Origin of the sequence: Hydrogenophaga crassostreae, from assembly GCF_001761385.1 — a bacterium.
Taxonomy (GTDB): Bacteria; Pseudomonadota; Gammaproteobacteria; order Burkholderiales; family Burkholderiaceae_C; genus Hydrogenophaga; species Hydrogenophaga crassostreae.
Window position 1 is genome coordinate 4,106,096 of record NZ_CP017476.1, and the last position, 14,437, is coordinate 4,120,532.

Below are 14,437 nucleotides of genomic sequence, written 5' to 3' on the forward strand. Positions count from 1 at the left end.
GCAGCCTGAGAGAATAGCGGTTCTTCAGCCTTTCGAACACACACGGACCGCTTTTCAATGACCTTGCTTTTGCCCGCGCTCGCGCTCTTGACAGGGCTCGCACTTCTGGTTTGGAGCGCAGACCAGTTTGTGGATGGGGCGTCCGCCACTGCGACCCATTTTTCGATGCCCCCACTGCTGGTGGGCATGGTCATCGTGGGATTTGGCACGTCGGCCCCCGAAATGGTGGTGTCGACGCTGGCGGCCTCCCAGGGCAACCCGGCACTCGCGCTGGGCAACGCCTGGGGTTCCAACATCGTGAACACCGCCTTCATTCTTGGCGTGACGGCCTTGGTCAGCCCCATTCTTGTGCGCTCGGTCATCTTGAAAAAAGAGCTGCCTGTGCTGATGGCTGTGATGGCTTTGGCGGGTTATCTCGTGTGGGACAGTGTGATCAGCCGTCTGGACGCATGGATTCTGCTCTCGGTGTTCTTTGCCCTGATGGGGTGGTCGATCTGGGAAGGCATGCGGGGGAAAAACGACGCCCTGGGCAAAGAAACCGAGGCCAGTTTAAAAGCCAGCGCAATGCCTTTGCCCAAAGCGCTCACGGCGCTGGGCATTGGCCTGGCCGTGCTCGTTGGCAGCTCCCAACTGCTGGTTTGGGGCGCGGTAACCATTGCCCAGTCGCTCGGTGTCAGCGATCTGGTGATCGGTCTCACGGTGCTGGCGATTGGCACATCCCTGCCCGAACTGGCCGCCTGTGTCGCAGCGGCACGCAAGGGAGAGCACGACATCGCGCTGGGCAATGTGCTCGGCTCCAACCTGTTCAACACCCTGGCCGTGGTCGGCATCGCTGGCGCCATATCGCCAATGGTGCTGGCGCCTGAGGTGGTCACCCGAGACTGGCCGGTCATGGCTGGCCTGACCGTGTTGCTGTTTCTCTTCGGCTGGGGGTTTCGCGGCCGCCAGGGGCGCATCAACCGCCTGGAGGCCTGTATTTTGCTGACGGCCTACGTGGGCTACACGGGCTGGCTACTCGTTTCCACGGCCCAAACCATCTGACGCCTGGCGCGGATCGCTTTTCAGACCTTCGCGCACCGTGGGATAGCGCAACACAAAACCCAGCTCGGCCTTCATCCGGCTGTTGCGAAGCCGCCGCGACTCTTTCATGAAGCTCAGCAACATGGCCGGCAGCTGGGCCTCGGCTTCGGCGCTCGAAACCCGGGGTGGGCGCGCCACACCGTACAGATCCGCAGCGAAATCCACGTAGTCGCCCATCTTCATTTCGGTGTCATCGCACACATTCACATTGCGCTGCGGCTTGCCGCGCCAAAGGGCCAGAACGCAGGCCCTGGCCAGATCGTCTGCATGAATGTGGTTGGTGAACACGTCATCCGACTCGCGCAACACCGGTGTGCCGCGCTCAAGCCGCCCGCGGGGCGTGCCACCTTCGCGGTCGGCAGCATAAATACCTGGAATGCGCAGCACGGTGGTTCGCAAACCCGTGACGCGCCCGAGCCCGTGCACCGTGGTTTCGGCATCCACCCGCCGACCGGCCCGCGGGCTTTGCGGTTGCACCCGCGTGGTTTCGCTCACCCAGGCGCCCTGCTGGTCGCCATACACGCCGCTGGTCGAGCCATACACCAGCGCCCGCGGCGCAGCCCGCTGCATGAGGGCATGCGCCAATGCGCGGGTGCGTGGGTCATTCGGTAGCGCTCGACCGGCTTCGCTCGGCGGTGGTGCCAGGTGCAGCACCCGCGTGGCCAACCCAGCCAGACGCCTGAGGCCGCGTTGATCGTCCAGATTGCCCAGCAGCGGCGTGACACCCATTGCGCGAAGACCGGGCGTGCGCTCGGCGCTGGAGGTCAGCGCCAGCAAACGCACGCGTTGCCCGCTGCCCAGCACACGCACGGCCCGCTGCCCCACATCACCACAACCCACTATCAGAACCCGCTCGCGGCGAAAGCGTGCGGGCAAAGCGCCGAGAAAGCTCATGGAATTTCCAGATTTGCGACAATCTTCGTTTGTTCTTCGTGGTGGCGCCTGGCCCCAGCCCGATGCACCACCCCACTATCTCAAGCAGTATGACATTCAACATCACCGTCGAGCCCAGCGGGCGCAGCTTCACCGCCGAACCCAATGAGCCCATGCTGGTCGCCGGCATCCGCCAGGGCATTGGCTTGCCCTACGGCTGCAAAGACGGGGCATGCGGTTCCTGCAAGTGCAAGCTGGTGAGTGGCAGCGTGGCCCATGGTCCACACCAGCCCAAAGCGCTCAGCGCTGACGAAGAAGCGGCCGGATACGTCTTGACTTGCTGCGGCGTGGCGCAAAGCGATGTGGTGATCGAGTCGCGCCAGGTATCCCAGGCTGGAGCGCTCCCGATCAAGAAGATGCCGGTTCGCGTGATTTCGCTGGAACGCGCTTCACACGACGTGATCGTGTTGCACCTCCAACTGCCTGCGGCCGACGCCTTCCAGTACCAGGCCGGGCAATACGTGGAATTCCTGCTGCGCGACGGCGACCGCCGCAGCTACTCCATGGCCACCGCACCCCACAGCCAGACCGAAGCGCCCCAGATGGAGCTGCACCTGCGCCACATGCCGGGCGGCAAATTCACCGACCATGTTTTCACCAACATGAAGGAGAAAGAGATTCTTCGCATCGAAGGGCCCTACGGCAGCTTCTTTTTGCGCGAAGACAGCGACAAGCCCATCGTGCTGCTGGCATCGGGCACCGGCTTTGCGCCCATCAAGGCCATCCTCCAGCACATGGCGTTCAAAGGCATCACCCGGCCGACCACCCTGTATTGGGGCGGCCGCCGGCCCGCCGACCTCTACCAAAGCGCCTGGATCGAGGCGCAACTCGCCCTCATGCCCCATCTGCGTTACGTGCCCGTGGTCTCCGATGCCTTGCCTGAAGACAACTGGGCCGGGCGCACCGGCTTTGTTCACCAGGCCGTGCTGCAAGACTTCCCCGATTTGTCGGGCCACCAGGTGTATGCCTGCGGCGCACCCATCGTGGTCGAGTCGGCGCAGCGCGATTTTGTGAAGCTGGCCGCGCTGCTGCCAGAGAACTACTTCGCAGACTCGTTCACCAGCGCAGCCGACAAACTCTGAACCTCTGATCCGCACGGGCCGGATACCCCGTTCGGATCGTCGACCCTCAAAAAAAACCGACGCCGCCCCAGTTGCGAAACTGGGTGAGCTCGCGCAGACGCCTGCGCCCAAACCGGTCACGGATTAGAGATGCCGCCCGGATCTCACGTAACAAAAGGTAAGATGGGGCCAAAACACCAAACCTTCCAACCTTGGCGTGAATTTCTGCGCTGCTGCAAAGGAGTCGCCTTGAACTCAAACATCCGTTCGCGCACCCGTTCGTCCCGGCTGCACCACGCCATCTTGGTCGCCGGCCTGGCCCTCTTGCTCAGCGCCTGCGGTGGTGGCAACAGCGGCACCGGTCTGGCCAAAGCTGCCGGTTCGTCAACCACCTCTGCGGCCCTCTCGCCCAGCGAGTCGGTCGACCTACAAGCCCAAGGCGCGGCACTCAACACCCAGGAACTGGACGACGCCCAAACCCAAGCCGAATCGCTGCCAGACAACACGCCGCTGGTCGATGGGCAGACCGCGCCACTGGCCGCCTACAAGTCGGGCCTGGTCGCCAAAAGCGCAGCCGTTGTTCAGTTGCCGGTCTACCGCTTCTACAACAGCCAGACCGGCACCCACTTCTACACCAGCAGCAGCACCGAGCGCAATTCGGTGCAGGCCACCCTGGCTTACATGAGCTACGAGGGCCAGGCCTTTCTCGCCGCAGCCCAGCCTTCGCCGGGCCTGAAACCCGTCTACCGCTTTTTCAATACCCAGTCGGGCGTGCACTTCTACACCATCAGCGCCGACGAACGCGACCTCATACAGGCCAACCTGCCCCAGTTCAGCCTGGAGGGCATCGCCTACTACGCCAGCGCGGTGGCCGGCACCAGCCTGAAGCCGCTGTACCGCTTCTTCCTGAGCAATGCCGGCACCCATTTCTACACCGCCAGCGCCACCGAGCGCCAAAACGTGCAAGACACCCTGAGCGCCACCCACACCTACGAAGGCGTGGGCTATTACGTGCTCACGGGCGACTGCACCTTGCTTAACGGCACCGCCCAACAAGCCACCCCCAACGCCTGCTACCTGGCCAACAACGCCGCCGAGGTGGCCATTACCCTGCCTCCTAGCGCCGACCTCGCCGTGGGCGACACGCTGAGGGTGTCGGGCCTGGGCGCCGGCGGCTGGCGCATTTCGCAAAACGCTTCACAGACTGTTCAGACCACGCTGCCGGGCGCCCAGCCCTTTGTGTGGACCCCTCGCGATTCCGACCGCAATTGGCAATCGGTGGCGTCCTCTGCCGATGGCAACAAAATGGTGGCCGCGGCCAATGGTGGCCAGATCTACACCTCCATCGACGCCGGTCTTACCTGGACCCCTCGCGGTCCCAGCCGCAATTGGCGCTCGGTGGCGTCCTCCTCCGATGGCAACAAGCTGGTTGCATTGCCTTATGGTGGCCAGATATACACATCCCTCGACGCAGGTCTTACCTGGAGCCCTCGCGATTCCGACCGCACCTGGACCTCGGTGGCGGCCTCTACCGATGACAACAAACTGGTGGCCGTGCCTTATGGTGGCCAGATTTACACCTCCGTTGACGCAGGACTTACCTGGACCCCACGCGATTCCGACCGCAACTGGCAATCGGTGGCGTCTTCTGCCGATGGCAACAAACTGGTGGCCGTCGCTTATGGTGGCCAGATTTACACCTCCATTGACGCAGGTCTTACCTGGACTCCTCGCGATTCCAACCGCAACTGGCAATCGGTGGCGTCTTCTGCCGATGGCAACAAACTGGTGGCCGTCGCTTATGGTGGCCAGATTTACACCTCCGTTGACGCAGGTCTTTCCTGGACCTCTCGGGATTCCAACCGCAACTGGCAATCGGTGGCGTCATCTACCGATGGCAACAATTTGGTCACCGTGGCCGTTGGAGGCCAGATCTACACCTCCAGCGACGCGGGCATCACTTGGACCGCTCGCGAGTCCAGCCGCGCTTGGATCTCGGTAGCATCCTCTGCCGATGGCAAAAAATTGGTCGCCGGGGTCAATGGCGGCCAGATTTACACCGCCCAAAGCAGCACCCCCCCCGGCACCGCCGGCTACCTGCAAGGCGCCACAGGCAGCTCGATCGAACTCAAATACCTGGGCAACGGCGTGTTCGAGATGGTCAATTCCAGCGGCACGGTGAGCGTGGGCGCCAACCCGGTCTAGGCACCTACTCGCCACCATCCAGCTTGGTTTGAACACCCGGCCAACGATCCCCGCGTTGGCTGCTGAGCCCACAGCCGCGAGCGGCTGACCGTCGGCAACGAACCGCCGATGACCTGCCTGCAAGCGCCACGCCTCAACAAACCCGGCGCCACTCCGACGGGCCACTTCGACGTGGGTTTCCAGCGGGTTTACGCCAGACCCCTACGGCCGAATTCACCGGCGCGAACACCGACTGCATCCAAACAAAGACCGCAGCCGACTCCACGCGATTAGTCCTTTTTCGTAACAGCCGTTACTATTAATCAGCACTTCCTGCCCTTTTTTTAGCATTTGCGTGATTGATTGCGCTGAACAAAAGGAACCCGACATGCGCACCAGCTCACCCCCCCGCACCCAGCTTTCCCGGCTTCGCCAAGTCACCCTGAGCGCTACCGTGAGCGCCGCCCTGGCCCTCTTGCTCAGCGCCTGTGGCGGTGGCGGAGTTGGTGACAACAGCGGCACAGACTTGGGCAAAGCCGCCGGTTCATCCACCGCTGCTGCGGCGCTCTCGCCCAGCGAAACCACCCAGGTGCAAGCCGAGGGCGCGGCACTTAACACCGAGGAGCTGAACGATGCACTGGCCGAAGCCAAGTCGCTGTCAGCCGATACCGCTCTGGTCGCAGGGCAGGTGGCCCCCCTGGCCGCCTACCAATCGGGTCAGGTGGCACAGAAGGCCGCAGCCGTGCAACTGCCCGTCTACCGCTTCTTCAACACCCGGACCCGCACCCACTTCTACACCAGCAACGTCAGCGAGCGCGACTCGGTGAAGGCCAACCTGGCCTTCATGAACTATGAGGGCCTTGCCTTTTTCGCGGCATCTGAGCCCTCTCCGGGCTTGAAGCCGGTCTTCCGCCTGCTCAATACCCGCTTCGGAACCCACTTCTACACCATCAGCGAGCGCGAGCGCGAGACCATTCAAGAACAACTGCCAGACACGCAACTTGAAGGCGTGGCCTATTACGCAAGCCCCGTCGCAGGCACGGGATTCAAGCCGCTATACCGCTTTTTCTCGCCCCGCGCTGGTTCCTATTTTGGCTACCACTTCTACTCGGCCAGTGACACCGAACGCCAACATCTACGAGACACCGCAAGCTCGACCTACATCTATGAGGGCGTGGGCTATTACGTGCTCACGGGCGACTGCGCCCTGGTCAACAGCACCACCCAGCAAGCCACCCCCAACGCCTGCTTTCTGGCCAACAACGCCGCGGAAGTGAGCGTCACCCTGCCGTTGAGCGCCGACCTCGCGGTGGGCGACACACTGAAGGTGTCGGGCCTGGGCGCCGGCGGCTGGCGCATCTCGCAAAACGCGAATCAACGGGTTCAGACCACGCTGCCCGGTGCGCTGCCTTTTGTGTGGACCGCTCGCGAGTCCATCCGCACCTGGGACTCGGTGGCGTCGTCTGCCGATGGCAACAAGCTCGTCGCCGTGAGCGGTACCGCTTCTGGCCAGATCTACACCTCCAGTAATGCAGGTGCCGACTGGACCGCTTCTTCCGGGCCCACCGGCAACTGGACCTCGGTGGCGTCGTCTGCCGATGGCAACCAGCTCGTCGCCGTGAGCGGCACCGCTTCTGGCCAGATCTACACCTCCAGTGATGCAGGTGCCAACTGGACCGCTTCTTCCGGGCCCACCGGCGCCTGGCGCTCAGTGGCGTCTTCTGCCGATGGCAACAAGCTGATCGCCGCAGCCTACAACGGCCAGATCTACACCTCCAGTGATGCAGGGCTCACCTGGACCGATCGCGGGCTCGGCGCCCAGTGGTACTCCGTGGCGTCCTCTGCCGATGGCAACAAGCTTGTCGCCTTGGTTTGGGGTGGCGAGATCTTCACCTCCAGTAATGCAGGTGTCACCTGGGCCGATCGCGGGAACACCCACAACTGGAGCTCAGTGGCGTCTTCTGCCGATGGCAACAAGCTCGTCGCCGTGGACATCGGCTACGGTGCTTCCAGTCCTGGCCAGATCCACACCTCCAGTGATGCAGGTGCCAACTGGACCGCTTCCGGACCCACCGGCTTCTGGAGCTCGGTGGCATCCTCTGCCGATGGAAACAGGCTCGTCGCTGCGGGCTACAACGGCCAGATCTACACCTCCAGTGATTCAGGTGCCAACTGGACCGCTCGCGAGAACAACCGCAGCTGGTACTCGGTGGCGTCTTCTGCCGATGGCAACAAGCTCGTCGCCGTGGCCAATGGTGACCAGATCTACACCGCCCAAACCAGCACCGCCCCCGGCGTGAGCGGCTTCTTGCATGGCGAAGCGGGCAGCGTGATCGAGCTGAGGTACCTGGGCAACGGTGTGTTTGAGCTGGTCAATGCCAGCGGCACGGTGGGTGTGGGCCAGCTTCCGCCCTAAGCACCCACCGGCCCCCACCCAGGCCCGTTTGAACACCCGGCCAACGATTTGGTATGTGCGTGATCGTGATTGATTGCGCTGAACAAAAGGAACCCGACATGCGCACCAGCTCACCCCCCCGCACCCGGCTTTCCCGGCTTCGCCAAGTCACCCTGAGCGCTACCGTGAGCGCCGCCCTGGCCCTCTTGCTCAGCGCCTGTGGCGGCGGTGGCAGTGACAACAGCGGTACAGACTTGGGCAAAGCCGCCGGTTCATCCACCGCTGCTGCGGCGCTCTCGTCCAGCGAATCCACCCAGGTGCAAGCCGAGGGCGCGGCACTCAACACCGAGGAACTGAACGACGCACTGGCCGAAGCCAAGTCGCTGTCAGCCGATACCGCTCTGGTCGCAGGGCAGGTGGCCCCCCTGGCCGCCTACCAATCGGGTCAGGTGGCACAGAAGGCCGCAGCCGTGCAACTGCCCGTCTACCGCTTCTTCAACAACCAGACCGGCACCCACTTTTATTCCAGCAGCAGCACCGAGCGCGATCTGGTGCGGGCCACCCTGGCCTACATGAGCTACGAGGGCCAGGCCTTTCTGGCCGCAAGCGAAGCCTCGGCAGGTTTGAAGCCGGTCTACCGATTTTTCAATACCCAGACTGGCGTGCACTTCTACACCATCAGCGCCAACGAGCGCGACCTCATACTGGCCAACCTGCCCCAGTTCACGCTGGAAGGCATCGCCTACTACGCCAGCGCCGTGACTGGCACCGGCCTGAAGCCGCTCTACCGCTTCTTCCTGAGCAATGCGGGCACCCATTTCTACACCGCCAGTGCCGTTGAACGCCAAGACGTGCAAGACACCCTGAGCGCCACCCACACCTACGAAGGCGTGGGCTACTACGTGCTCACGGGCGACTGCGCCCTGGTCAACAGCACCACCGAGCAAGCCACCCCCAACGCCTGCTACCTGGCCAACAACGCCGCTGAAGTGGCCATCACCTTGCCGCTGAGCGCCGACCTTGCGGTGGGCGATACGCTGAGGGTCTCGGGCCTGGGCGCCGGTGGCTGGCGCATCTCGCAAAACACGAATCAGCGGATTCAGACCACGCTGCCCGACACCCAGCCTTTTGTGTGGGCGCCACACGAGTCCAACCGCAAGTGGCGCTCGGTGGCGTCGTCGGCCGATGGCAACAAGCTCGTCGCCGTGGGCGAAGCCAGCCAGATCTACACCTCCCCCGATGCCGGCCTCACCTGGACCCCTCGCGACTCCGTTCGCAACTGGACCTCGGTGGCCTCCTCTGCCGATGGCAACAAACTCGTCGCCACGGTCGACAACGGCCTGATTTACACCTCCAGTGATGCGGGCCTCAACTGGACCGCTCGCGAGTCTGCCCGCGCCTGGCTCTCGGTGGCCTCTTCTGCCGATGGCAACCAGCTCGTCGCCGTGGTCCTTGGTGGCCAGATCCACACCTCCAGTGACGCTGGCCTCAACTGGACCGTTCGCGAGTCCACCCGCAACTGGACCTCGGTGGCCTCTTCTGACGATGGCAACAAGCTCGTCGCCGTGGTCCTTGATGGCCAGATCTACACCTCCAGCAATGCAGGCGCCAGCTGGACCCCTCACGATTCCGCACGCAGGTGGATCTCGGTGGCGTCCTCGGCCGATGGCAACAAGCTCCTCGCCGCGGACTATGGCAGTGGTACTGGCGGCCAGGTCTATACCTCAAGTGATGCCGGCCTCACCTGGACCGCTCGCGAGAACAACCGCACCTGGTACGCGGTGGCGTCCTCGGCCGATGGCAACAAGCTTGTTGCCCTGGCCAATGGTGGCCGGATCTACACCTCCAGTGATACCGGCCTCAACTGGGTCCCTCGCGACTTTGATCGCGGGTGGCTCTCTGTGGCCTCATCTGCCGATGGCAACAAGCTCGTCGCCACGGACTACGGCGCGGTTTCTGGAGGCCAGATCTACACCGCCAAATCCAGCACGGCCCCCGGCGTCACCGGCGCCTTACAAGGCGCTGCGGGCAGCGCGGTCGAGCTGAAATACCTCGGCAACAATGTGTTCGAGATGGTCAGTTCCAGCGGCACGGTGAGGGTGGCCGCGCGCCCCCTATGATCGGCTGGCCGCCCCAACCAAAGGCATTGCCCGATGGCCGGGGTCTTCGCGCAGCTCAGTTGGCTTTATGACGAAGCCGTTTGTGAAGCACTCAGGGTGGGTCTGAAAGACGACCTGGATTGATTTCACCCACGGGTTTGGCGGGCAGCTGGTGCGGCCTTCATCGTTGGGGCCAGTTGGTTCAGGCGCAAGCCGACAACCACCTCGGCGCGTAAAGCGATGGCAACCATCGCGCCCTCGAGCGCCATGGTTGCCGCTCCATCAAGCGTGTTTCACCCCAGCCGCACCGGTACAAAAATCTGCTCACCGTCACGCTGAATCAGCAACGCGAGCGACTTTTTCGCGTGGTCGAGTGCCGCCTTCACCTGCGCCACATCTTTCACTGGTGAACCGTTCACCGCCAGCAACAGGTCGCCTTTCTGAACACCGGCCAGCGCCGCAGGCCCTTGTTGAATGCCCTCAACCACGAGACCACCCGCCACGCCGGCCTGGCGCTGTTCCTGAGGCTCCAGTGGCCGCAAGGCCAGGCCCAGACGACCTTTGTTGTCGGCCGCATCGGCTTTGGCCACCACCGCGGCTTTGTCATCGGCGTCGCCGAGCTTGGCGTCCAGATCCATGGTTTTGCCATCGCGCCAGATGCCCAGCGCCACCTTCTCACCCGGCAGCGATTGACCGATCAAGGCAGGCAGGTCGGCAGAGGCAACCAGCTCTTTGCCATTGAGCCGCAAGATCACATCGCCCACCTTCAGCCCCGCCTTCTCGGCTGGCCCGCCCGGCTGCAAGCTGGAGACCAGGGCACCTTGCGGTTTGTCGAGGTGGAACGACTCGGCCAGGGTCTGGTTCACATCTTGAATGGTCACACCCAGGCGCGCGTGGCTGGCCTTGCCGGTGGCCACGATCTGGTCTTTCACTTTCAACGCCAGTTCCATCGGAATGGCAAACGAGACGCCCTGATAGCCTCCCGTTCGGCTGTAAATCTGCGAGTTGATCCCCACGACCTCACCCCGGGCATTGAACAAAGGGCCACCCGAGTTGCCGGGGTTGACGGCCACATCGGTCTGAATGAAGGGCACCAGACTGTCATCGGGCAGCGAGCGGCCTTTGGCGCTCACCACGCCGGCGGTCACGCTGTTTTCGAAACCGAAAGGGGAACCGATGGCCAACACCCATTCACCCACCTTCAGATCGCGCGCGCCACCCAGAGGCACCACCGGCAGATCCGTCGCGTCGATCTTCAACACCGCCACATCGGTTCGGGGGTCCGACCCCAGCACCTTGGCTGAAAACTCGCGCCGGTCGGTGAGTTTGACCACCACCTCGCTGGCGTCGCGCACCACGTGGGCATTGGTCAGAATGACACCGTTGGCGCTCACGATAAAGCCCGAGCCCTGCCCCCGAGAAGGCATGGCGGGCCCGTCATCGGCTCCACCGGGCAGACCGGGGATGCCAAAGCGCTTGAAGAATTCATAGAACGGGTCGTTGGGATCCAGGCCCTGAAGGCCACGGCCCGCCAAGCCAGCCTGTTCACCCGCTTGGTTCGCGTCGACCTTGCCCACAACACCGATGTTCACCACAGCAGCACCATGGCGTTGCACGATGGCAGAAAAATCAGGGCTGCCGATCACCGGTGTCACCAGGGCCGGCGGGTTGTCGGCGGCGATGGCGGCCTGCGCATGGCGGCCCGAGGTCAGGCCCACGCCGGCGCCGCCAACGACACCCGCCGCCAGCAATGCGAGCACCAGCCGCGATTTGGTCATGGATAGGGATTTCATGGAAGCTCCTTGGAAGACATGTGGTTGAACATGGCCTCACTGTGCGAGACAACCGTTAGACGAAACTTAGGACTGGGAGCGGCACGCGGCGCTCAAACGGGGCAACACTCAACCGTGAACCGGGAAACGCAGCTCGACACGCAAGCCACCCAGCGACGCCGCCTGGGCCAGGGCAAGCTGGGCACCGTGGGCCCTTGCGATGGCGTTCACGATGGCCAGCCCGAGGCCACTGCCACCGGCCACCGCCCCCTGGATCCGATAGAAGCGGTCAAACACGCGGCTGCGCTCGGCGTCCGGAATGCCGGGCCCACTGTCATCCACGGAGAGCATCAGAAGCGAGCCCTCTCGCCGAACCGAGACATCCACCTGCCCGCCCTCCGGCGTGTACTTGATCGCGTTGTCCAGCAGGTTGCGAAGCAAAATGCGCAATGCTTCCGGCTGGCCCAACAGCAGGCTGTCATCTGCGTCACACAAGCCCAGATCGATGTGTTTGAGCTGCGCAAGCGGGTTGGCTTCGGCCATACCCATGCGGACCAGGTCTGACAAAACCACTGCCTGGGGCGGGGAACCGGTCGCCATGCCGGCTTCCTGGCGCGCCAGCATCAACAGCTGTTCCACCAGGCGTGTGGCGCGGTCGATGCCTGAAAGCAGGCGATCCAGCGCCACCTGGCGCGACTCGTCGTCGCGGGCCCGCTGCAAACCCTGAACCTGCAGGCGCAGGGCGGCCAATGGTGAGCGCAGCTCGTGGGCGGCATCACTCACAAAATGCTGCTGCGCCTCGAATGCATTGCGTACCCGGTCGAACAGCAAGTTGAGCTCGTGCACCAGCGGCCTGATTTCATCGGGCAAGCCTTGCTCGGCCACGCTGCTGAGCTCATCGGCCTCGCGCGAAGCGACTTGCGCCCGCACCCGCTCCACCGGTCGCAGCGAAGCGCTCACCGCCCACCAGGCCACCAGCATCAACAACGGCGCCATCCAGAGAATGGGGGTGATCGTTCGCCAGGCCAGGCTGCGCGCCATGGCCCGGCGGGGCCCCATGTCTTGCGCCACCTGGATGACTTGTGAGCGGGTCTGCATGGAGAACACCCGGTATGGGATGTTGCGCACCCGCACCTCCGAGAAACCCAGAACCGCGCGTTGCGGCAAAGCAGCGCCCGCGCGCGACTGGAACACGCTCAAGCCATCGTTGCTCCACACCTGAACAAGAAAATCAAAACCTTTGTCGGTGGTCAGCTCTTCGTCCAGCGCGGGCAGATCGGGCATGCTCACACCGGTGCGCAAGGCCTGCGCCATCTGCTGCATGTGGTAATCAAAGATGCTGTCGGCTTCGGCGCGCGCTTCGCGGTAAACCACAAACGCCTGAGCCAGCGCAGTCAACAAGATGGCCAGCAGCAACAAACCCAGCAAGCGGGCTCTCAGTGAGTGACGAATCCCCAGGGCCATGCGATTCAATCCCGGGGAACCATATAGCCAACCCCTCTGACGTTCTGGATCAGGTCGGCACCCAGTTTTTTGCGCACACCGTGGATGTAGACCTCGACCGCGTTGCTGCTGATGTCGTCCTTCCAGCCATACAGCTTTTCTTCGAGCTGCGCACGTGACAGCACCAGACCGGGCCGCGCCAGCAAAGGCTCCAGCACCGCCCACTCCCGAGCCGACAACACCACCGGCACCCCCTTCATGCTCACTTCACGCGTAGCCGGGCAAATCGACACGCCTTTGTACTCGTACACCGGTTCTGCGCGACCAGAGGCTCGGCGAAGCAGTGCACGGATCCGGGCCAGCAACTCATCCAAATCAAAGGGTTTGAGAACGTAGTCGTCGGCCCCGGCGTCCAGCCCTTGCACCCGTTGCTGCACCGAATCGCGGGCCGTGGCGATCAACACCGGTATGCGCTGCTTGCGCCGGCGCAGGCCTTTCAGCACCTCCAGGCCATCGAGCCGGGGCAAGCCCAGATCCAGCAACACCAGATCGTAGTCCTGGGTCAGCAGCGCCGATTCGGCCACCTCGCCATCGCGCACCCAGTCAACCGCGTAATGCTCAGCCCTCAGTTGGTCCAGCACCGCCTCGCCAATCATGGTGTCATCTTCTACCAGCAGCAGCCTCATGGGTCCCTCTCTCCGGCTTTTTCCAGCGTGGTTTCACCTGGGGTCGTTCGACCAAAGCTTCAGCCGCTCCGGTCACCCCATCCATGGTGGCGCCGGCGAATTAGAACGGGCTTAAGACCGGGTGGCCTCAGGCCTGGTTTCAGGCCCCGTCGAGCAATTTTTTCACATCGTCTGCGAGGGCTTGCGCACCACCTCCGTAGCGCGAATAGAGTCGAACCTTGCCGTTGGGGTCGTAGATATAGCTGCCCGCCGAGTGGTCCATGGTGTAGGTGTCGGGCTGGCTGCCGGTCACTTTCTTGTAGTAAACCTTGAAGCTCTTGGCCACTTCAGGCAACTCGTCGGGCTTGGCATACAGCGCCAGGAAGGTGGGATCGAAACTGCCGATGTACTGCTTCATGATTTCGGGCGTGTCGCGCTCTGGGTCGATGCTGACAAACAAGCCCTGCAAGCGATCACCGTCGGCTCCCAGCAACTGCCGTGCTTGCGCCAATTCGCTCATCGAGGTGGGACACACATCAGGGCACTGCGTGAAACCAAAAAAGATCACCACAGCCTTGCCCTTGAAATCGGCCAGGGTGCGGAGCTGCCCGTTGTGATCGGTCAGCGAGAAGTCTTTGGCGTAGTCGGCACCCGTGATATCGATGGCATTGAACGACTGCGCAGGCTTCTCGCAAGCGGTCAGGGCCAGTGCGCTGGCAGCGACAAGCAGCGTGCGGCGCGTGAAGGAAAGTTTCATGGGGTTGGCTCCACAGTTGGGTTTCAATAGGCGGCCCGGGCAAAACAT

10 protein-coding genes are annotated in these 14,437 nt (G+C 63.2%); 5 read left to right on the forward strand and 5 right to left on the reverse strand.

From position 1 onward, the window contains the following. Positions 1–57 precede the first annotated feature (57 nt). Positions 58–1,041, forward strand: coding sequence for a calcium/sodium antiporter (locus LPB072_RS19015; RefSeq protein WP_231943310.1), 984 nt, complete (start codon positions 58–60; stop codon positions 1,039–1,041). Here the strand turns inward: LPB072_RS19015 and LPB072_RS19020 are convergent. After that, positions 1,012–1,974 (reverse strand): SDR family oxidoreductase, encoded by a 963-nt coding sequence (locus LPB072_RS19020; protein WP_066086957.1) that lies wholly within the window; start codon positions 1,972–1,974, stop codon positions 1,012–1,014. The two genes, LPB072_RS19015 and LPB072_RS19020, sit on opposite strands and share 30 nt — an antisense overlap. A gap of 89 nt (positions 1,975–2,063) precedes the next feature. Between LPB072_RS19020 and LPB072_RS19025 the strand changes: the two genes are divergently transcribed. The 4 genes from LPB072_RS19025 (at position 2,064) to LPB072_RS19040 (ending at position 9,773) form a co-directional block, all read left to right on the forward strand. Beyond that, entirely contained in the window at positions 2,064–3,095 is a 1,032-nt protein-coding gene (locus tag LPB072_RS19025) for a CDP-6-deoxy-delta-3,4-glucoseen reductase (protein ID WP_096349037.1), read from the forward strand. A gap of 228 nt (positions 3,096–3,323) precedes the next feature. Next, positions 3,324–5,279: a hypothetical protein gene (locus LPB072_RS19030; RefSeq protein WP_157559361.1), complete on the forward strand. Its 1,956-nt coding sequence runs from the start codon at positions 3,324–3,326 to the stop codon at positions 5,277–5,279. A gap of 367 nt (positions 5,280–5,646) precedes the next feature. Continuing rightward, positions 5,647–7,674 carry a hypothetical protein gene (locus tag LPB072_RS19035; protein ID WP_070263935.1) on the forward strand — a complete coding sequence of 676 codons (2,028 nt, stop codon included), beginning with the start codon at positions 5,647–5,649 and terminating at the stop codon, positions 7,672–7,674. Between the two features lie 98 nt (positions 7,675–7,772). Then, the gene (locus LPB072_RS19040; RefSeq protein ID WP_157559362.1) at positions 7,773–9,773 is read left to right on the forward strand and encodes a hypothetical protein; all 2,001 of its coding nucleotides are present in this window, start codon (positions 7,773–7,775) and stop codon (positions 9,771–9,773) included. Positions 9,774–10,045: 272 nt separating this feature from the next. Here the strand turns inward: LPB072_RS19040 and LPB072_RS19045 are convergent, their stop codons facing one another. The 4 genes from LPB072_RS19045 to LPB072_RS19060 form a co-directional block, all read right to left on the reverse strand. Beyond that, positions 10,046–11,545, reverse strand: coding sequence for a Do family serine endopeptidase (locus LPB072_RS19045; RefSeq protein WP_066086943.1), 1,500 nt, complete (start codon positions 11,543–11,545; stop codon positions 10,046–10,048). Positions 11,546–11,653: 108 nt separating this feature from the next. Continuing rightward, complete coding sequence (locus tag LPB072_RS19050) at positions 11,654–12,988, reverse strand: ATP-binding protein (protein WP_066086939.1); 1,335 nt, start codon at positions 12,986–12,988, stop codon at positions 11,654–11,656. Positions 12,989–12,993: 5 nt separating this feature from the next. Then, positions 12,994–13,653 (reverse strand): response regulator, encoded by a 660-nt coding sequence (locus LPB072_RS19055; protein ID WP_066086936.1) that lies wholly within the window; start codon positions 13,651–13,653, stop codon positions 12,994–12,996. 139 nt (positions 13,654–13,792) lie between these two features. Then, entirely contained in the window at positions 13,793–14,389 is a 597-nt protein-coding gene (locus LPB072_RS19060) for an SCO family protein (protein WP_066087220.1), read from the reverse strand. Between the last annotated feature and the right edge of the window lie 48 nt (positions 14,390–14,437).